The organism is Dyadobacter sp. HNCC25DJ186 (assembly GCF_056895235.1).
In genome coordinates this window covers 59,904-80,695 of sequence record NZ_JBXHAS010000006.1, presented here as the reverse complement: position 1 = coordinate 80,695, position 20,792 = coordinate 59,904, and the positions used below count along the sequence as shown (strand labels likewise).

General features: G+C 38.8%; 11 protein-coding genes. 10 read left to right on the top strand and 1 reads right to left on the bottom strand.

Annotated elements, in window-relative coordinates:
• On the top strand, positions 1–588 hold the full coding sequence (locus tag AC1XUO_RS18360) for a hypothetical protein (protein WP_483331233.1): 588 nt from the start codon (positions 1–3) through the stop codon (positions 586–588).
• Here the strand turns inward: AC1XUO_RS18360 and AC1XUO_RS18355 are convergent.
• Positions 574–1,701, bottom strand: a complete 1,128-nt coding sequence (locus AC1XUO_RS18355; RefSeq protein ID WP_483331232.1) for a Fic family protein — start codon at positions 1,699–1,701, stop codon at positions 574–576. The genes AC1XUO_RS18360 and AC1XUO_RS18355 overlap by 15 nt on opposite strands.
• A gap of 286 nt (positions 1,702–1,987) precedes the next feature.
• Here AC1XUO_RS18355 and AC1XUO_RS18350 point away from each other — a divergent pair, with 286 nt between their 5' ends.
• The 9 genes from AC1XUO_RS18350 to AC1XUO_RS18310 all read left to right on the top strand — a co-directional run bounded on the left by AC1XUO_RS18350 (position 1,988) and on the right by AC1XUO_RS18310 (position 20,790).
• Positions 1,988–3,922 (top strand): site-specific DNA-methyltransferase, encoded by a 1,935-nt coding sequence (locus tag AC1XUO_RS18350; RefSeq protein WP_483331231.1) that lies wholly within the window; start codon positions 1,988–1,990, stop codon positions 3,920–3,922.
• Between the two features lie 2 nt (positions 3,923–3,924).
• A complete protein-coding gene (locus AC1XUO_RS18345; RefSeq protein ID WP_483331230.1) occupies positions 3,925–7,044 on the top strand; it encodes a type III restriction-modification system endonuclease in 3,120 nt (1,039 codons plus the stop codon).
• 32 nt (positions 7,045–7,076) lie between these two features.
• Positions 7,077–8,867, top strand: a complete 1,791-nt coding sequence (locus tag AC1XUO_RS18340; protein ID WP_483331229.1) for a GmrSD restriction endonuclease domain-containing protein — start codon at positions 7,077–7,079, stop codon at positions 8,865–8,867.
• A 14-nt stretch (positions 8,868–8,881) separates the two neighbouring features.
• Positions 8,882–12,109 (top strand): helicase-related protein, encoded by a 3,228-nt coding sequence (locus AC1XUO_RS18335; protein ID WP_483331228.1) that lies wholly within the window; start codon positions 8,882–8,884, stop codon positions 12,107–12,109.
• Positions 12,109–12,756, top strand: coding sequence for a DUF4391 domain-containing protein (locus AC1XUO_RS18330; protein ID WP_483331227.1), 648 nt, complete (start codon positions 12,109–12,111; stop codon positions 12,754–12,756). Before AC1XUO_RS18335 ends, AC1XUO_RS18330 begins: the two co-directional genes overlap by 1 nt.
• 39 nt (positions 12,757–12,795) lie before the next feature.
• Positions 12,796–16,170 (top strand): TM0106 family RecB-like putative nuclease, encoded by a 3,375-nt coding sequence (locus AC1XUO_RS18325; RefSeq protein ID WP_483331226.1) that lies wholly within the window; start codon positions 12,796–12,798, stop codon positions 16,168–16,170.
• A 376-nt stretch (positions 16,171–16,546) separates the two neighbouring features.
• Positions 16,547–18,076, top strand: a complete 1,530-nt coding sequence (locus AC1XUO_RS18320) for a DNA recombination protein RmuC (RefSeq protein ID WP_483331225.1) — start codon at positions 16,547–16,549, stop codon at positions 18,074–18,076.
• Between the two features lie 540 nt (positions 18,077–18,616).
• A complete protein-coding gene (locus AC1XUO_RS18315; RefSeq protein WP_483331224.1) occupies positions 18,617–19,285 on the top strand; it encodes a recombinase family protein in 669 nt (222 codons plus the stop codon).
• 179 nt (positions 19,286–19,464) lie between these two features.
• Positions 19,465–20,790 carry a radical SAM protein gene (locus AC1XUO_RS18310; protein ID WP_483331223.1) on the top strand — a complete coding sequence of 442 codons (1,326 nt, stop codon included), beginning with the start codon at positions 19,465–19,467 and terminating at the stop codon, positions 20,788–20,790.
• Positions 20,791–20,792: the final 2 nt, after the last annotated feature.

Sequence of the window (20,792 nt, the reverse complement as noted above, 5' to 3'; positions counted from 1 at the left end):
ATGCCTTCCGTTACTAGTGTAAGGGGGGCTTCTCCCCAAAAAAATACTAACTACTTATTAGATGCTAATGTCTGGATATTCCTGCTAGCAGGAACAGAGAAGAGTTATCAACAGTCCTACATTGAGTTCGTTGAAAAGATAGCACGGATGAATTCGGATGGGCAGTCACGAATAATACTACCATCATCAGTCTTATCGGAGGTAGTGAATAGAATGATGAAGGATGTATTCATGAAAGAGTTCGCGAAAAATTTTCCGACAGCATTTGATCCTAAGCATGCTGATAGACCAAATCTCTTATTCAAACTATCTTATAGAGCTCACCCTCAGTATAACGAGGATTTTGGTCTCCTATTGGCTGATATGAATGCATATGGCGAATATATTCTCACCGTATCCGATAATTTTGCAGGTACTTCATTGGATGAGCTCATGGACAATCCACCAACTCAACTTGATTTTACTGACTATACCATATCAAAATTGGCAAGAGATAATCAGTTCGTGATTATAACTGACGATGGTGATTTCAAAGGAGATGATAATGACATTCTAACTTTAAATCGTGGACTTTTAGGAACGCGGTGAAAGTTTCTTATCGTTTAGTTCTTGCAATCTATAACTAGTACTCCGCCCACCAGCGTCTTCTTTCGTAAGTACTCCTTTATCCAGGAGATCGAGAATATCTCGCAATGCGGTATCATTAGATACATTTGTGATTTTAGCCCATTTTGAAGTATTTAACTTTCCTTCAAAACCGTCAAGAAGCTTATTAAGTACCGTTTTTTGACGATCATTAATTTTTTTTGTAGATAGGAAACTCCAATAATGCGCTTTTGTTAATACAGTGTTTAGTGTTGTGTCCGTTGAGGTGATTGCTCTGTCAAGGCAAGATAAGAACCAGATTAACCACTCTGTAATATCCAGACCGCCTTTCTGAGTCTTTTCAAGAATATCATAATAATCTTTGCGTTCCTGTTGGATTTGTGCGGACAAACTGTAAAACCGTTGCGCGGCATTATCAGATCTTGCAAGTTGCAAATCAGTAATTGCCAGTGCTATCTGGCCATTACCGTCATCAAAAGGATGTATGGTCACAAACCATAAATGAGCAATAGCTGCTTTTAACACAGCATCCTGATTAAGATGAGTGTTAAACCAACTTATAAATGCGCTCATTTCGGAAGGTACTTTTTCGGACGATGGAGCTTCAAAGTGTACTTTTTCGCGTCCCATTCCACCAGAAACCACCTGCATGGGTCTGGTTGTGTCATCACGCCATTGTCCCACATCGATTTTGTATATTCCGCTACGCCCCAATGGAAACAGTGCCGAGTGCCAGCCAAAGAGACGATCTTCAGAAAGTGGTCTTGTATATTTCTGTCTAGCGTCAAGAAGCATCTCAACCATACCGTCGACCTGGCGGTCGAATGGTGCCGATGCGCTAGTATCCATTCCAAGTCTTCGAGCAAGTGAGGATCTTACTTGTTCAGCATTTAAAACTTCTCCTTCGATTTCACTAGTTTTGAGGACATCTAACATCAATGTCTGCAATAGAGCTTCTTTTCGAAGTGAGAAGCCAAGGTTTTCCATTCGTCCTGTTAATCGTCCTTGCTTGTAACGAACCGTACCGAGCAAATCCGCAATAGCAAGGGTATCCCAAGTAAAATTGGTCCAGTATTGCCTTTGATAGATATACATACTTTCACCGCATATTATGCATCGAATATATCAGCGTCTCACCGCATTGTCAAGATAATTATTGCATCAAATGCGGTGAATAGGCGCATTAATCACCGCAATATTAATGCAAATAGATACCAATTAATTAGAATATCTCATTTTTCATTTTATAATTTAAGCACTGGGATACCTAAATTTGTTTACTTTGGGAGTTAACTGAAAGTATCTAAGAAGATACATACTTTGCAATAACCCTTACATGGGTAATACTCGAAAAAATATATAATAACTGGAATTGCCCTTTATGTCTGAACATAGCCATCCTGAACGCCTCAACATGGCCAGCACCGACTTGGTGCAACAAAATATAGAAGCCCTGGCCGCTTTATTTCCCAATTGTGTGACAGAAACAGCCGACGGTAGGGCCGTGGATTTCGATCTCCTTAAACAGGAGCTTAACCATCAAATTATCGAAGGAAATAAAGAACGTTACCGCCTGGAATGGCCAGGTAAGAGGGAGGCGATAGTAACTGCTAACCTACCTACGACAAAAACGCTGCGTCCAATGCGTGAGGAGTCTGTTGAATTTGACAGTACCGAAAACCTTTATATTGAAGGTGATAACCTAGAAGTTTTGAAGCTTCTTCAAGAGAGTTATTTTGGTAAGATCAAAATGATCTACATTGATCCACCATATAACACCGGTAGCGACTTTGTTTATAGAGATAACTTTACCCAAGATGCCGATCAGTTCAAAGAAGATAGTGGGTTGATGGATGAACTAAATAACCGCCTGGTAACCAATCCGGAGACTTCTGGACGATATCATTCTGATTGGTTAAGCATGATATATCCTCGTTTAAAGTTAGGAAGAAACTTACTCAGTGATGACGGAGTCATTTTCATTTCGATTGACGATAATGAAATTCATAATCTTCGTAAAGTTTGTGACGAAATTTTCGGAGAAGCAAATTTTAGAGGAACAATAATAAGATCGACTGGAACCAGAATGGGTAGTGGAAACAAGGAAATCTCTAGTGAGGTGGACTATGTAATCATTTATGCGAAATCTGATAGTTTTGAATTTTCTCCACTAGCAATGGATGAGGCGGATTTGAAAATATATGACCAGGAAGATGTTAAAGGGAAATATCTGCTGAGATCTTTGAGAAGGACTGGGGGTGAAAATCGAAGAGAAGATAGGCCATCAATGTTCTTTCCAGTAGTTGCGCCGGACGGCACTCATGTATATCCGCTTGCTCCTGAGGGATGGGAAAGCAGATGGGTATGTGGAAAAGATACATTCGATAAATTAAATGCAAATGGTTTTATCGAATGGAAAAAAATTACAAAAGATAAGGAAGATATATGGAAAGTATATCAAAAGCATTACATAGGAGAGTCGGTAAAATATGCATCAAATAATTGGAATGACATTGATGGAAATAAAAAGGCAACAAGGGAAGTAAATGATTTATTCGATAGAATGAAATATTTTGATCACCCTAAACCTGTTGCATTCATTCGAAGACTATTAGATATATCAAATCTTCATAGTGAAGATGTGGTATTGGATTTTTTTTCTGGGTCAGGAACAACAGCGCATGCAATATTCGACTTCAATGCTTCTAACTCATTCCATCTGAAAATTATTCAGATTCAACTTTTAGAGTTAACAAATGAGAAAAGTGAAGCCTATAAGGCAGGTTATAAAAATATTGCGGAAATTGGGAAAGAGCGTATTCGCAGAGCAGGGAAAAAAATTAAAGAAAAAATGACATTACTAAAATCAGGTGAACTTGATTTTAGTGACGAAAAGGAAAAGGGGCTTGATGTTGGCTTTCGAGTATATCGACTAGATGAGAGTAATATGCAGGATGTATATTATCGACCTCAGGATTACAGCCAGGATCAACTAGATATTTTTTCAGATAACATCAAACCGGAGCGTACCGCCGACGATCTTTTAGCGCAAGTTATGCTAGACTGGGGATTACCACTTTCTTACAAAATTGAACAGCTAGTTATTTCGGAGAAACGGGTGTTTCAAGTGGCTCAGAATTCATTAATGACTTGTTTTGACAAAGATATCGACGAGAATTTTGCAAAAGAAGTTGCCGCTTACAAACCGATGCGTATTGTATTCCGTGACAAGGGTTTTAAAAATGATACTTCGAAAGAAAATGTTCGACAGTTATTAAAGCAATTGAGTCCTGAAACTGAAATGCGCGTAATCTAGCTATGAAATTACAATTCAAAGAACAGGATTTTCAAGTTCAGGCAGTCAAGGCAGTTACGGATTGCTTTGCTGGTCAGCCAAGAGAAACCAACCGTTTTACATTGGAAAAAAGTAAAGAGCTTATTCGTAAAGCTAAGGTAGCGAGCATAGGGCAAACTGACATGGATATGGATGTAATGGAAGCGATTGGATATCGCAATCGTCCAATTCAAATTACGGACGACCAGCTGTTGGCAAATATAAAGTTGGTACAAGGTCAGAACGATGTTCAGGAAAGTGATAAACTTGAACGTCCCAAGGGCCTGAAGCTTGGCTATAATCTAACTATTGAGATGGAGACGGGCACTGGTAAAACCTATACCTATATCCGAACTATGTATGAACTTCATGAGCTATATGGCTGGAGTAAGTTTATAATTGTTGTACCGAGTATAGCCATTCGGGAAGGGGTATTCAAATCCTTCGAGGTTACACAGGATCATTTTCAGGAAATATACGGACACCGTATTAGTCCGTTTATTTATAACTCCTCCCGACCTCAGGATATCGAAAACTTTGCATCTGATAGCCGCATCAGTGTGATGATAATCAACACACAAGCTTTCAATGCAAAAGGCAAAGATGCTCGAAGAATATATATGGAACTGGATCAGTTTGCATCGCGGCGCCCTATTGAAATCATAGCGCAAACTAATCCGATCTTGATCATCGATGAGCCGCAGTCGGTAGATGGTGATCGAACTTTGGAAAGTATGCAGGACTTTCGTCCACTGTTCACTTTACGTTATTCGGCTACTCATAAGAACGAATATAACAAAGTGTATAGATTAGACGCTTTGGACGCTTACAATAAAAAGTTAGTAAAAAAGATCCAAGTGAAAGGGATTAGCCTAAAAGGCAGCGCAGGTACGACGGGCTACTTATATCTGGAACAGATACAGCTTTCCACCAACAAACCACCAATTGCAATAATCGAATACGAGAAACGAAGTGGCACATCTTTGAAACGTGTTCGAGAACGGCTGGAAAAAGGAGCCAATTTTTTCGAACTTTCCGGTGAGATGCCTCAATATAAAAACTGGATTATTCAGGAAGTAGACGGCTATTTCAATAAGGTTATTATCAATGGCCAGGAAATTGTCGCAGGTGATGCAGTTGGGGATCTGGATGAAAAAGCTTTTCGCCGCATTCAGATACGAGAAACAATTATTTCTCATTTTGGTAAAGAGCGAGATCTTTTCGAAAAGGGTATTAAGGTACTTTCTCTCTTTTTTATTGATTCAGTTGAAAAATATCGTGTCTATGACGAGAATGGGGAAAAGCAACTTGGCGAGTATGCTAAGATTTTTGAAGAAGAGTATAATCTTATAAAGAATGATTACATCGACTTATTCCATCAAGACTATAACCAGTATTTATCCGATACAGATCCAGGTAAAATTCACAAAGGATATATGCCTGATGGTTATGCACAATATCTGGGACGTGATGATGCAGAGCGTGTGCATAATGGGTATTTTTCAATCGATAAAAATAAAAAACTTGTTGATCCAGCATTAAAGCGCGGAAAAGAAGACACCGATGACATCAGTGCATATGATTTGATCATGAAGGACAAGGAACGGTTATTGAGTTTTTTGGAACCCACACGCTTTTTGTTTTCTCATTCTGCTCTGAAAGAAGGTTGGGATAATCCTAACGTTTTTCAAATATGCACACTCAAACACTCAGACGCGAATATACGCCGTCGCCAAGAAGTTGGGCGAGGTATGCGTCTTTGTGTCAATGATCATGGTATCAGACAGGATTATGAAACTGTCGGAGAGCAAGTCCACGATATTAACAAGCTTACTATTGTTGCCTCAGAAAGCTACGAGGTGTTTGCAAAAGGTTTGCAAAGTGAAATTGCAGAAACTCTTAAAGATCGGCCACAGAAGGTTTCTGTGGAATTCCTGGCGGGGCGGTTAATAATCGATGAGAAAGGTAACCAGCTGCGTCTAACTTCGGAAGAAGCAAAGAAGCTGAACAAGTTTTTTTACAAGCATGATGTGCTGGATGAAGATGATAAAATCACCGCTGAGGGTCGTCAGTGTATTGAAGGTAACACGGTTCCAATTCCGGAAAATCTGGAACAGTATCGCATCAGTTTAACTAGCTTGCTGAGGTCTATTTATACAGGTGCAGGAATTGTTCCGGAAAATGATAGAGATAATATTACCGTTGCGATAAATCCCAATTTTTATAAGAAAGAGTTTCAAGAATTATGGAGTAAAATAAATCTTAAAACGATTTACGAAGTTCAGTTTGATACTGAGAAGCTAATTAAGGATGCAAAGGTACGTATCAATGCCGATTTACACATTGCCGAACGTACTTATGAAGTACGCAGTGGAGAACTAAAAGAAACTTCAAAGGAAGAGCTCATTCAAAAGGAAGGTTTTAAGGAAACTGCCCGCGAAAACAAGAAATTGAAATCTGATATCTACACAAACACAGTTTATGATATCGTAGGTGAAATTGTCAAGCTCACCAACTTAACACGCCGGACAATAGTTGAGATTCTGAAAACGATTAATCCGGACAAGTTTATTCTTATTCGAAAAAACCCGGAAGAATTCATTGCCAAATCTGCGAAGTTGATCAATGAAGTGAAAGCAAGCCTTATTATCAATAATATCGTTTATCACAAGACCGAAGAAAGGCATGACGCTAAAACTGTATTTGCGAATGACAAATCAGCTATTCGTCAATCAGAATTCCTTAAGAAGCATATTTATGATTACCTGACAACAGATTCTAAAACAGAAGCTCGTTTTGCAGAGGCTCTGGAAAGCAGTAAGCAAGTCTCTGTATATGCCAAGCTACCTAAAAGCTTCTATATTACTACACCAGTAGCCAATTACAGTCCGGACTGGGCTATCGTATTTGATAAGGAATCCGTAAGACACATATATTTTGTAGCAGAAACTAAGGGTTCTGATTCAAACTTGGAGCTCAGAGAAATAGAAAGTTTAAAAATTCATTGCGCCTCTGAGCACTTTAAAACCATTAGCGGACAAGAGGTGCAATTCTCAAAGGTTAGCAGTTATGAACAACTGTTGGAGATCGTTCAAGTAAAGTAAATCCTCACCTATCACCTAAGCGAAGTAGCTAAATGCAAAAATATTCAGTAAACCAACACCTCATAGACACGCTACTTGCTTGGGTAAATTCTGGTGAGATTGCGATTCCAGAGATCCAGCGGCCTTTTGTCTGGAATAGTACCAAAGTACGAGATCTGTTGGATAGTCTGTATCAAGGATTTCCTATTGGCTATGTGATTGCATGGCGAAATCCGAATGTAAGATTAAAGGACGGAAGTTTAAGTGAGGGGAAAAAGATTCTGATCGATGGTCAACAGCGGGTTACTGCTTTAACCGCAGCTATATTAGGACAATATGTTGTAGACAAAACTTACAAAAGAATAAAAGTTAAAATTGCTTTTAACCCGATAACAGAGAAATTTGAAGTTCAGAATCCAGCTATACTTAAAGATAAAACCTGGGTGCCAGATATTTCAGAAATCATAAATGGTTCTGTTAAAACCTTTCGGTTAGTAAAAAACTATTTGGAGTTAAACCCTGACGCCAACGAAGATTCAGTAGACAGTGCGTTTACTAACTTAGCTAATATTCCAAAAAAACAAATCGGGATAATTGAGCTAGCACATGATTTAGATATTGAAACAGTAACAGAAATATTTATCCGTATAAATTCGAAAGGAGTGGTACTAAGTCAGGCTGACTTTGCTATGAGTAAAATAGCTTCTAATACGGAATATAAGGGTAATGAATTAAGAAAAGCGATAGATTATTTCTGCCATCTGGCTAAGGCACCTGAATTTTATAAGCATATTGTAGATAATGACGAGGCATTTACCAAAACGGATTTTTTTCAGAAGATACAATGGTTGAGAAACGAAACGGAAGATTTATATGATCCCGATTATAATGACCTAATTAGGGTGGCTTTTACAACCCAATTCAACAGAGGCAGACTTTCGGATTTAGTAAGTTTATTATCGGGAAGAAATTTCGAAACGAGAACCTTTGAAGAAAGCATCGCTGAACAATCGTTCGCTTCTCTAAAAAAAGGAGTTTTGAATTTTGTCAATGAAACAAATTACAAACGCTTTTTGATGATTGTTAAATCTGCCGGATTTGTATCACCTAAATTAATAAGATCCCAAAATGCTATAAACTTTGCTTATGTTCTGTATTTGAAACTAAAAGATCAAAGTGTAAACCCGGTTCTGATTGAGCACTATGTTCGGAGATGGTTAGTCTTTTCAATATTGACGGGGCGGTACTCTGGCTCTGCTGAAAGTTTATTTGATTTTGACATTAAGCAAATTTCTCAGAAACCGTTCGATGAATATTTGAAAGAGAAAGAAGACGGAGAACTTTCAGACGCATTTTGGAATGCATCTTTACCGCAGAGCTTGGATACACCAGTTTCCAGTAGCCCATATTTTCACATCTTTCTGGCTGCGCAGGTCAAGACGAACGACAAGGGTTTCTTATCAAAGGATGTGTTGGTCAGCAATATGATTTTACTTCGCGGGGATATACACCACTTGTTTCCAAAAGATTATTTAAAGAAACATGGATTGGATAAGAGCAAATACAATCAAATTGCGAACTACGTTTATATGCAGTCGGAAATTAATATCAAAGTAGGTAGCAAGTCACCGAAAGAGTATTTTGATCTAATTGGCAATCAATTATCTTCAAATAATGTAATGATTAGTGGCATTTCCTCCAATAAGGAATTGTTGGAGAACTTGGCTATGAATTGCGTTCCTGAGGAATTTACTCAAATGAAAATCGATGATTACAATGATTTTCTACTTCGACGGAGGAGGCTAATGGCGGATAAAATAAGAGATTATTATTTCTCTTTGTAAAAATTGGAATTCAAATGAAACTCCTTGATAATATTAAAAGTCGCTTAGGCGATGATTTAAAAGAAGAAATAAAAAGGGGCAGCAAATTGTCAATTGCTGCGTCCTCTTTTTCTATATATGCCTACGAAGCTTTAAATAAAGAATTAAAAGGGATTGAGGAATTACGATTTATATTCACTTCTCCCACTTTTGTTGAGGAGAAATTCCAGAAGGAATCGCGCGAATTTTATATTCCACATATTTATAATGAATCCGATATCTGTGGCGGTGAGTTTGAGTTACGTCTTAAAAACGAGCTCAATCAACGTGCGATAGCCAAGGAGTGCAGTAACTGGGTCAAAGACAAAGTTATATTTAAATCAAATAATCAGTCTAATCAGCCGCTCCTGGGTATGCTTCATGTAGACAGTAGCGAAGGTGATGGAACTGCTTATACTAACCTCAATGGATTTACGACTTCTGATCTTGGTATTACACCCAGAAAAGGATTTCCGACATTGATACAAAAAACTGGATTTCCTGAAAGCAGCGCATATCTTGAGTGGTTTAACGAAGTTTGGGAAAATGATGTAAGCTTAACGGATGTTACACAAGCCGTTCAAAAGTATTTTGAAAATGCGTTCAAAGAAAATAGTCCGGAATTTATCTATTTTATCACTTTATATAATCTGTTTCAGGATTTCCTAAGTGACTTGTCTATGGATAACCTGCCCAATGATGCAATTGGATTCAAGGAAACTGTCATTTGGAGCAAGTTGTATAATTTTCAAAGAGATGCTGTCATTGGAGCTATTAATAAGCTGGAAAAGTATAATGGCTGTATCATTGCAGATAGTGTCGGTTTAGGAAAAACATTTTCAGCGCTTGGTGTCATTAAATATTACGAAAAGAGAAACAAAGACGTCCTTGTACTCTGTCCAAAGAAGTTAGAAGCTAATTGGAATATGTACCGTCACAATGATAAGAATAATATACTTGCAAAGGACAGGTTCGGCTATGACGTTCTTTTTCATACGGATTTATCCCGTGAAACAGGTGTCAGTAACGGACGCAGCTTGGAGAATGTGAATTGGGGAAATTATGGTCTCGTGGTTATTGATGAGTCTCATAATTTCCGGAATAATAATACGGTTGTCGGAAAAGAAAATCGCTATCAGAAGTTATTACGCAAGATTATAAATGAAGGGATCGAAACGAAGGTTTTAATGCTGTCAGCTACGCCAGTAAATAATCGGTTTAACGATCTGCGAAACCAATTGGCTTTAGCATACGAAGGGTCCGCGAGTAAAATAGATGAAAAGCTTGATACTGAGTTTGGTATCGAATTGGTTTTCCGAAGAGCACAGCAAGCGTTCAATTCTTGGTCCAAGTTCTCCACAGAACATCGGACAACGGAACGTCTGTTAGAAATGTTGGATTTTGATTTTTTTGAAATCTTGGATAGTCTTACAATTGCCCGTTCTAGGAAACATATTACAACTTACTATGATACTACTGATATCGGTAAATTTCCTGTCAGGAATAAACCGTTGTCAATACAAAGTGCCCTTAAAGAGGGAGCGGGTATTAATTACGAAGAAATTGCCAGTAGACTGGAGCTACTCAATTTGTCTGTCTATTCCCCATTGAACTATATTTTACCAAGCAAAATTCCGTTTTACGCAGCCAAGTATGATAAGAAGGTAAAATCTGGCACGTTCACTCAACAAGACAGGGAGCGTAGCTTACAGTTGTTGATGCGAATTAATCTTCTGAAGCGGATTGAGAGTTCGGCGGATTCATTTAGCCTTACACTTGAAAATATAAAAGCGCAGATTGAGGAGGCGATTGCCTCAATATCAAAAAATGATGCAGAAACGTTATCAGGAATTCAAGCAGATGCATCCGATGAAGATTTTGATTGGGAGTCTGAATGGGGAGAAGAAGAAGAGGTTATCGGTAAAAAAGTGAAGGTGCGTATCGCAGATATCGATAAGATGCGTTGGACAGAAGACTTATCTGCCGATCTATTTGTCATTCAGGAATTGCTATCTGATGTAAAAGAAGTAGTGGGACACGCAGATTTGAAACTAGATAAATTAAAAAATCTAATATCTGAGAAAATTGAAAATCCTTTAAATCCTGGCAATCGAAAAGTTATTGTTTTTACAGCTTTTGCAGATACAGCGAACTATCTATATTACTCCTTAAAGCAGTATTTAAAGGATAAGTATGGAATTAATACAGCACTCATAACAGGATCGAAGCGTCAATCGTCTGCCAAAATTATTCCGTCTGATCTAAATGTGTTATTGACATGCTTTTCACCACTTTCAAAAGGCAAGGTTCAAGTCATGCCTGATATAGAGGAGAGTATTGACGTTCTGATTGCAACGGATTGCATTTCAGAAGGGCAAAATTTACAAGATTGTGACTATCTAGTTAACTACGATATTCATTGGAATCCTGTTCGGATCATTCAACGCTTTGGGCGCATAGATAGAATTGGGTCGATAAATAGCAATATAACTATGGTCAACTTTTGGCCGGATATGACCTTGGATAAGTATATCAACCTAAAACAAAGAGTTGAGAATAAGATGTTGATCAGTAACATGGCAAGTACTGGTGATGATAATATTTTGAACACCGATGAAAAGGATCTCGAGTATCGGAAGATCCAGCTCATGAAACTCCAGGACGAAGTTGTAGATTTAGAGGATTTAAAGGAGGGAGTAAGTATAACAGATTTAGGACTCAATGACTTTAGGGTTGACCTATCGAATTATATTAAAATATTCGGTGATCTGAGAAACATCCCGCAAGGGCTTCATGCAGTCGTAAAGGCCAAGGATTCGAGCCAAAAGGGTGTTATCTATGTTTTAAGAAATACAAATAGCGAGATCAATATTGACAAGCATAATCGCTTGCATCCCTATTACTTAGTCTATTTGAACGCAAGTGGCGAGATCATCCACGGGCACCTTGAATCTAAACAAGTATTGGATACGATTAGGTTGCTTTGTAAAGGAGAGACAGAACCTGTTGAAGAGTTGTGTAATCAACTAAGTCGCGAAACAAATGAATATCGAAAAATGCAGACTTATACCGAGCTTTTGCAAAAAGGGATTGGATCAATTCTAAAGGTCGATGAAGAAAAAGAAGTCCTTAGCCTTTTTTCAGCAGGTGGAACAACTGCATTGACAGATTCATTAAAAGGGATTGAGGATTTTAGTCTTGTTACTTATATCGTGATTAAATAATGGAAATCTTCGATCTTCCTTTTAATACTAAAGTCGAAAAGACTATTCCAAAAAGTGCATTTGAGCGGTACATAACCACTAATCAAAAGAAGAAGTTTACCGATTTAATTGAAAAAATTCGATGGACAAATAAACTCAGTAAGGAAACACTCAATTTGAGTGGTACCGATATTAAAGAAATTCAAATATTTTCAATTGATTTGAAAAAAGCAGATGGTGTAGATGAATTGCTGCATATTATAGATAAATCTATTCCTTATCCGATCATTTTTTTTCTCCATCATAAAGAAAAAATACGTCTTTCAGCTAGCCAGAAACACGCGCACCCGCTAAATCCTGACAATGCTGTGATTGACTGGACATTTTCCAGTGAATGGATAGATCCGACCTGGGTGCCATATCAACTTAATTTAAAACGAAGTTTGGACTTCATTTTTTTTGATTTTTGTCAGCAGCTGTCTAAGTGGTCTGGAAAAGTTAAAAATTTAGCAGAGCTGGTTGCGTATGAGCACCGTATCAAGGATCTAAATACCTCCATACGCAAACTTGAAGTGTCTATCCAGAAAAGCAAACAGTTTAATAAAAAAGTAGAATTGAATATTGAATTACAAAAGAAAAAAGTTGAACTTGTGGAGCTAAGTAATTAATATACTTATGTATTTTACCCTCCATGGAAAGAAAACACGATGAGAAACACAGAAAATGGCATTGTCTTATCGGCAGGAGACCTTTCTAATCATAGTTCATGTCGCCATTTAACATATTTAGATCTTGCGGCTGCCCAAGGACTCATTGACCAGCCTACTTATCAAGATCCATCACTCGCTATTTTACAGGAGCGAGGGTTAGAATTTGAACAAGAATATTTAAGCCATTTAAGAAGCCAGGGATATAGCATAGTTGAACAAGGCGTTGATGACATTGATGCAGTAGAGCGAACAATTTCGGCAATGAAATCTGGTGCAGATATAATTTATCAAGCAAGTTTAAAAAGTGGTATCTGGCAAGGTCGGGCAGATTTTCTCAAAAAAATTGATAAGCCAAGTCGATTGGGCAACTGGTCATATGAAGTAATTGATTCAAAACTAGCAAATGAAACCCGTTCAGGAACCATTTTGCAAATATGCCTCTATTCTGAATTGATTGCTGAAATTCAAGATGTCATGCCGGATTACATGCATGTTATGACACCGGAAAATGGATTCAGCACGCATTCTTTTAGGCTTGATGATTTTCTAGCTTATTACCGGCTCATGAAGAAAAGATTGCTAGATGCGATCAATGAAGATGAAAACGAAGTCTATCCAAATCCAGTCCCTCAATGTGACATTTGCAGATGGTGGCAAAAATGTGATCGACGCAGACGGGATGATGATCACCTGTCTTTTGTTGCGGGTCTATCCGGTATACAATCTGTTGAAATTAATAAATGGGGAGTAAGTACGTTAGAAGGTCTAGCAAATATACCAATACCGCTTGTGCAAGTTCCGGCAAGAGGATCAGTTGATACATATGAACGTGTGAGGGAGCAAGCACGTGTACAACTTCAGGCAAGGAATACTCAACTACCCGTATTTGAGCTATTAGCTCTTAATAATTTATCCGGCGTTTACAGGCTTCCTGAACCTTCAGATGGTGACATCTTTTTTGATTTTGAGGGTGACCCATTTGTTGGGAGGACTGGATTAGAATATTTGTTTGGATGGGTATTTGGAAACGACGATGCATACCATAAAATATGGGCACTCAACGCCTCTGAAGAAAAACAGGCGTTTGAGAGTTTTGTTGATATGGTGATGGAGCGTTGGGCAACTTATCCTGATCTCCATATCTACCATTATACACCCTACGAACCTAGCGCCCTGAAGCGTCTGATGGGAAAATATGCAACCAGAGAGGCTGAAATTGATGAAATGCTTCGGGGTGGTATTTTTATAGATATTTACAGCATTACAAAGCAAGCGTTACGTGCTGGAATAGAACATTATTCATTGAAAGAATTAGAAGTTTTTCATCAGTTTCGACGTGAAATGGAGCTTCGAGACGCTTCTCACCATTTGAGAACATTCGAAAGACTAATCGAAATAAATCATCGTGATAGGATACCAGCGGAAACAATTCAGGCTATTGAAATCTATAATAAAGAGGATTGTTTATCGACAAAACAGTTGCGGAATTGGCTTGAAACTATCAGAGAAGGCTTGTTAATCGACGGGAATGAAATTTTAAGACCGGAAATTATTACTGGGGAAGCGAGTGAAGCTCTCACAGAACATCAATTAAGTGTTCAGGAATTATATGAGAGACTTGCTCATGATGTTCCGGTTACTTTTGAAGAAAGAAGTGAAGAGCAACACGCTAGGTGGTTGCTGGCTAACATGCTGGACTGGTATCGCCGGGAGAAAAAAGCTGTTTGGTGGGAGTATTTTCGGCTATTGGCATTACCCCCAGAAGAATTAGTTGAAGAAAAAGCTGCTCTTGCCGGGTTACACTTCACAGGGACGAGAGAATTGGATAAGAGAAGCGTCATCGACACCTATCGGTATCCTGCGCAAGATTGTGATATTCGAAAAGGGGATGTTTTAAAGAATAGCGATGGTGCTAGTGCCGGAACAGTTGAAACAATTGACGTTGCTAGTCGTGTAATCAACATAAGAAAGGGGCCAAGTATTAAAGATAACCACTCCATTTCTGTATTTAAACATACGATTGTAGACGACACTGTGAAGGAACAGGCGATTTTCCGCCTTGCTAACTGGGTTGCTAACAATGGAATAGATGCTGCTGGCGAATTCAGGTCAGGGCGAGATTTGCTGCTAAAAAATCCTCCGAGAAAAACCCATGAAAACATTTTACCAGCCGATGCACAAGAAGCTGCTGTTGAGTTAGCATTAACCTTGAACCAAGGTGTATTGGCTATCCAAGGGCCTCCGGGGGCTGGGAAAAGCCATACCGCAGCAAACATGATAATCTCTTTAATTACAGCTGGGAAAAAGGTTGGTATTACTGCTCTTAGTCACAAGGTTATAAGTGGTTTATTGGATAAAGTTATCAAAACTGCGAATGAAATAGGTATTGATTTGACTTGTGTCCAGAAGGTAAAAGAAATATCAGAACATCGAAATCCAAAGTTATTGGAGGTCACCACGAATGAGAAAGTGTTAGAAGCACTTCTTTCAGGTCAGGCCAATGTTGCTGCAGGTACTTCTTGGCTTTGGGCAAAAGAAGATTTTGAAAATTCAGTAGATGTACTTTTTGTTGATGAAGCAGGACAGTTATCATTAATTGATACTTTGGCCGTATCGCTTGCTGCGCAAAATATTGTACTCTTGGGAGACCCGCAACAGTTGCAACAACCTCAGCAGGGTAGTCATCCGGAAGGAACAGAAGTTTCCGCGCTTGAACATATTTTAGATGGTCAAAAAACAATTCCGTCAGATCGAGGGATATTCTTAGATACCACGTGGCGGTTGCATCCTGATATTTGTGCTTTTACTTCTGAGCTTTTCTATGAAGGTCGTTTATTGTCAAAGCCACACATGGCACATCAGTTACTTGATGGAAACACAAAATATCATGGTGCTGGATTGTGGTATGAACCGGTTATACATGAAGGAAACCAAAGCTCCTCATCAGAAGAGGTCGTTCGCGTTGCGGAAATAATTTCTGAACTTATTAAAGGCGACGTCTTTTGGTCTGATGGGAATAATGTAAGGCGTGTGCTTACTTTGGCAGATATAATGATTATTGCCCCTTATAATGCCCAGGTTATAGGCCTAACAGACGGTTTGCCGGATGGTGTACACGTTGGAACAGTTGATAAATTTCAAGGGCAGGAAGCTCCTGTTGTTATTTTTTCAATGAGTACGTCTACGCCAGAGGACGCACCGAGAGGTATGGAATTTCTATACAGTTTGAACAGATTAAATGTAGCTGTGTCACGTGCTAGGTCTGCTTGTATCTTAGTGGCTAGTCCTAAGCTTTTCGAGCCGGAGTGTAAAAGTCCCAGTCAGATGAGGCTTGCAAATGCATTTTGCAGGTATTTGGAGTTGGCTGAATAATTATTGGATTTTGTCATAAGTGTGCGGTTAAACCCGGCATTGGAGGATTGTCAAGTTTCTGATGCTATAAACTTGACAATACCTCATGCTAAAATTGCAGCTTTTAAAGTTTGAACTAAGGAATAACGTTGCAGATACAGAGCCTGCCGGAAAATATAAGCTTCGGGTATGTGCCTCTACGCTCCAGTCGTTTCTCCCATTCCAGCAAAACAATTAAAAACTAACTTAATACCCGGACTCAATAATGGCGGGTGACCAAGATCAAGGTTAACAAAGTCTAACTCAGGTAGAGGTTTGTTAGATTAAACTTGATATTAAAGGCCTATATCGTTTACATTTAAAGATATAATAAAAAATAAAAAAAATAGGAAAATCCATGCTAATAGAAATTTTACTTTCTGTTTTAATTGTAATCTCGATTTCGACACTCTTAGTTGTTTTATTGAAGAAATCAGTTCAAAACAATCAGCCTATTCTTGACCAGTTGTATAAAATTGACCTTACATCGACAAGAATTGAACCTGCCTTAAGGGAAGAAACTGCTCGTAGCCGAGAGGAAAATCAAACATCTTTCAAAGCGAACAGAGAAGAGTTGAATAACTCTTTTAAGTTGTTAGGCGAAACACTATCAAACACAATAAAAGATTTATCGGAAGCGCAAAAAAGTCAATTTGAAATCTTCTCAAATCAATTATCAGGGCTTGCTAAATCGTTCGACGAGAAAACAAAAAATTTGCAAGAACAGTTAGAAAAGTCATCAAAAGAAAATAGAAACGAACAAACCATCTCTCTTAAGTCTTTCGAAGATAAATTTACACAGAATGTTAAGGATTTCAATGATCTGCAAAAAATGAAGTTTGATGACCTGATCCTTAAGCAAGAACAGGTTAAAAAAAGTACAGAGGAAAAGTTAAAGGAAATTCGTGAAACAGTGGAGCAGAAGCTTCAATCGCTATCTGAAGACAATGCTAAAAAGCTAGAAGAAATGCGAAAAACTGTTGACGAAAAACTTCATGAAACTGTGGAAAAACGATTTAATGAATCCTTTAAAATGATAAGTGAGCGTTTGGAACAAGTGCACAAAGGTCTAGGCGAGATGCAAACATTAGCAACTGGGGTAGGAGACCTCAAGAAAGTTTTAACAAACGTAAAAACACGGGGAGGTCTTGGAGAAATACAATTAGGAGCGATATTGGAACAAATATTTTCGCCTGATCATTATGAGCGTAATGCTTTAGTAAAAGAAGGCACCCAGGAACGTGTGGAATACGTTATTAAACTTCCTGGCCAACATGAGGATAACCGTCCTCTTTTATTACCTATCGACTCAAAGTTCCCCAATGAGGATTATCAGCGCTTGATTGAAGCCTATGATTTGGTTGGTGACATCGATCAAGCCTCGAAGCAATTTGAAAATTCTGTCAAAAAATGTGCAAGGGATATTCGCGACAAGTATATAAATCCTCCGACCACCACAGATTTTGCAATTATGTTTGTCCCGACAGAAGGTTTATATGCTGAAATAATAAGAAGAACGGGCTTATTTGAATGTCTTAGAATAGATTATAAAGTGGTTGTTGTTGGTCCAACAAACTTAGTCGCATTTCTTCAAAGTTTGCAAATGGGCTTTAGAACACTTGCCATACAAAAACGTTCTAGTGAGGTATGGGAGGTGTTAGGAGCTGTGAAAACTGAGTTTGGAAATTTTGGAGATGTACTGGAAAAGACCAAGAAAAAACTTCAAGAGGCAGCAAACACGATTGATAAAGCCGGCGTTCGATCACGAGCTATTGAGCGTAAATTAAAAACGGTTCAGGAATTGCCAAAACAAGAAACGATTGCTCTTTTAGGTGAATCAATAGAGATTGAATTGGATAGTCAGATAGAACAAAAAGAGGATCTATAGTCTGGCGTATATGTCGGTCAGATTGAAAGGTTTGAAACATGTTGGTTGGATATTTCTGATGAACTATGACAGTGATTTCAGTCAAACCGTAACACTTTTCAGTGTTCCCTTTCTGGTTGGTTCACTCTTAAGATCGATCCTATGGGATCAGTTGACGTTTTATACAGTATTGGATCTGCAATAGTGCCTTACCCAACAATGATTTCGTACCATGGAGAAACGTGTATCTTTTTCAAGTACTACAGCACGTGTTGGCCGTATAGTACCTTCTGTCTAAAAAACTGCAGGTTGCTGTTTGAGTAAAACCTATGGGTGCTGGTCAAATGATACGTATTGGTGAAATATCACGTCCCCTTAGCCAGATTATACTGGAGTATGGCTACATATATTTCAGAGCAAAAATTTGTACGGGAATAAACGATCGTTTACTCGTGAACAATTATTATTGCTTTTGCTATTCTCTCTCCTTTTAACACCTTCATTTCAGGCAGTCGCTAACCCGATTTTAAAGAGAATCTGTTCAAATATAAACGATGGTTTATGTCTGAACGAAAGGTTTTCTTATTAGCTATGAAACAGGCTGTTGCGTATTATCGTGTTTCTACGAAACGCCAAGGCAAAAGTGGCCTTGGTTTGGAAGCTCAGCAAATTGCTGTTATTCATTACTGTGAGCAGAATGACTACGAATTGATAAAAGAAGTCGTGGAAGTGCAGTCAACGAGAAAATGTCGAGCGATGCTATTCTATGCCTTGGAATTTTGTAGGAAAAGTAAGCTGGCCTTAATTGTTGCAAAGCTGGACCGATTAGGCCGGGACGTTGAGCAGATCGCAGGAATTGTAAAATCTAATGTCGAGATCGTTGTGGCCGATAACCCTCACGCAAATCGTTTCACTATACATATACTTGCAGCGGTTGCGGAGGAGCAAAGACAGAGGATCAGCGATACAACTAAAGAAGCTTTAGGTGCAGCTAAACAAAGGGGTGTTATTCTCGGAAAAAATGGAAAAGTTCTTTCGGTAATCAACAAACAGGCGGCAGACAAATTTGCTATGGAATTGTTGCCACTCCTCAATAGACTGAAAAAGAGAGGGATAACTTCTGTAAGGTCTGTTGCTCGTGAATTAAATAAAAGAGCTGTTCCAACATTTCGTGGTCAGGGGCATTGGCATCCAGCAACAGTGCATGCGCTAATGCATAGATTGAAATGAATTATTAATTTTTTTATCAACCATATATCGATTTACCCATATGATTTTTGATGACTTACCGTCCTTACTATTTGACGACATAACTATTTTAAAAAATTCCCTTGGCGACGGATATTCCAATATTCCGTCGATGAATGCAAACTGTGATTGCGCTGGTTACACTTCAATCGATGACGACAATGATACCGAGAAGAGCACCCGAGCTGTTGCTAAGGCGTATTGACGACGAATTCGCCTATGCGGTCAATTGTGCTTTCCCTTCATCCTTTCGGTTACTGAACAAAGCACAGTATGAAATTCTTTCTTCAATTGACGGTAAGGATGATCTATCAGATTTATCCGGACGACTTGGAATTGAGTCTAATTTGCTTCACGAATTCTTATTGATGCTTTCCAGTACGGAAATTGTTCGTTTCGATGATGAATTCGTGCAGCCACAACGGCCTTCAAGCCCCAAGTCACTTAATTTCTGGATTCACACCACTAATGCGTGCAATCTTGGATGCAGTTACTGTTATATATCGACGCTGAACACCAGTAAAGGAATGTCGGTAGAAGTCCGTCAGCAATTACTGTACAAACTTCAAGAAACAGTACGGCAACGCGGGATTAAACATGTAAAGTTTCGTCTGGCAGGCGGAGAGCCATTGACGCAGTTCAAAAGCTGGAAGTCGTTTATTCCGGAGGCTAAGTCGTTATTAGCGGAATTGGAGTGTGCGATGGAATTCGCATTTATTACCAATCTGACCATTCTCAATGAAGAAATAATAGACTTTTCGAAAGAGTATGGTATCAGCTATGGGATTTCTGTGGACGGTGTAGATGCCATGCACAATTTGACCCGGAGCTTTCGCTCAGGTGAGGGATCTTTTTCGATAGTAGAAAAAAATCTGAAAACATTACTGGCTAAGAATATTCCGGTAGCCGTAACAACTGTCATCTCCAATCAAAATCTTTCAGGGCTAGCGGACTTAACAAGGTACTTTATCGCTTTGGATGTACCGTTTCGGTATTCAATTGTCAAAGGTGAGGCCTTAGACGCCGTGGCTTTGGAAAAATATCTTTCGGAATGCTACACAATTATGAGGGAGGCTGTGGAAACGGGGTGGCAGTTTTCCAGGAGGCATCAGTTTTGCGATTTAAAACCAAACGATCTTGGTTTTCAGACTTGTGCTTCCGGTTTCTCAGGAGGGGCTATTTATGTCGATGGCAATTTAAAGTATTGCCATGTGAATTTTGGTGATGAGGCGGAACCCTCTCATTCAATATTTGATACGGAAATGGACTTGGTAGAGATGATTGAGAAGGGGAGCCATTACGAAGGCGAGAAGTCAGAAGATTGCAAAAAGTGCCGATATAGGCATATTTGCACCAGTGGCTGTCCTGTTTACCGGGAAAACGGAAAAGATTCACAATGCAGCATCTACCATCAATTTATCCCTATGATATACGAGCTTCAAGCCAGAGAGCGCTTGAATCTGCTACGACAATGTGAGATTGTGTAGCC

Coding starts and splice junctions, on each gene's coding strand:
- AC1XUO_RS18330 (WP_483331227.1), top strand. CDS start 12,109: ATGGAAATCTTCGATCTTCCTTTTAATACTAAAGTCGAAAAGACTATT.
- AC1XUO_RS18350 (WP_483331231.1), top strand. CDS start 1,988: ATGTCTGAACATAGCCATCCTGAACGCCTCAACATGGCCAGCACCGAC.
- AC1XUO_RS18310 (WP_483331223.1), top strand. CDS start 19,465: ATGATACCGAGAAGAGCACCCGAGCTGTTGCTAAGGCGTATTGACGAC.
- AC1XUO_RS18320 (WP_483331225.1), top strand. CDS start 16,547: ATGCTAATAGAAATTTTACTTTCTGTTTTAATTGTAATCTCGATTTCG.
- AC1XUO_RS18325 (WP_483331226.1), top strand. CDS start 12,796: ATGAGAAACACAGAAAATGGCATTGTCTTATCGGCAGGAGACCTTTCT.
- AC1XUO_RS18335 (WP_483331228.1), top strand. CDS start 8,882: ATGAAACTCCTTGATAATATTAAAAGTCGCTTAGGCGATGATTTAAAA.
- AC1XUO_RS18345 (WP_483331230.1), top strand. CDS start 3,925: ATGAAATTACAATTCAAAGAACAGGATTTTCAAGTTCAGGCAGTCAAG.
- AC1XUO_RS18355 (WP_483331232.1), bottom strand. CDS start 1,701: ATGTATATCTATCAAAGGCAATACTGGACCAATTTTACTTGGGATACC.
- AC1XUO_RS18360 (WP_483331233.1), top strand. CDS start 1: ATGCCTTCCGTTACTAGTGTAAGGGGGGCTTCTCCCCAAAAAAATACT.
- AC1XUO_RS18315 (WP_483331224.1), top strand. CDS start 18,617: ATGTCTGAACGAAAGGTTTTCTTATTAGCTATGAAACAGGCTGTTGCG.
- AC1XUO_RS18340 (WP_483331229.1), top strand. CDS start 7,077: ATGCAAAAATATTCAGTAAACCAACACCTCATAGACACGCTACTTGCT.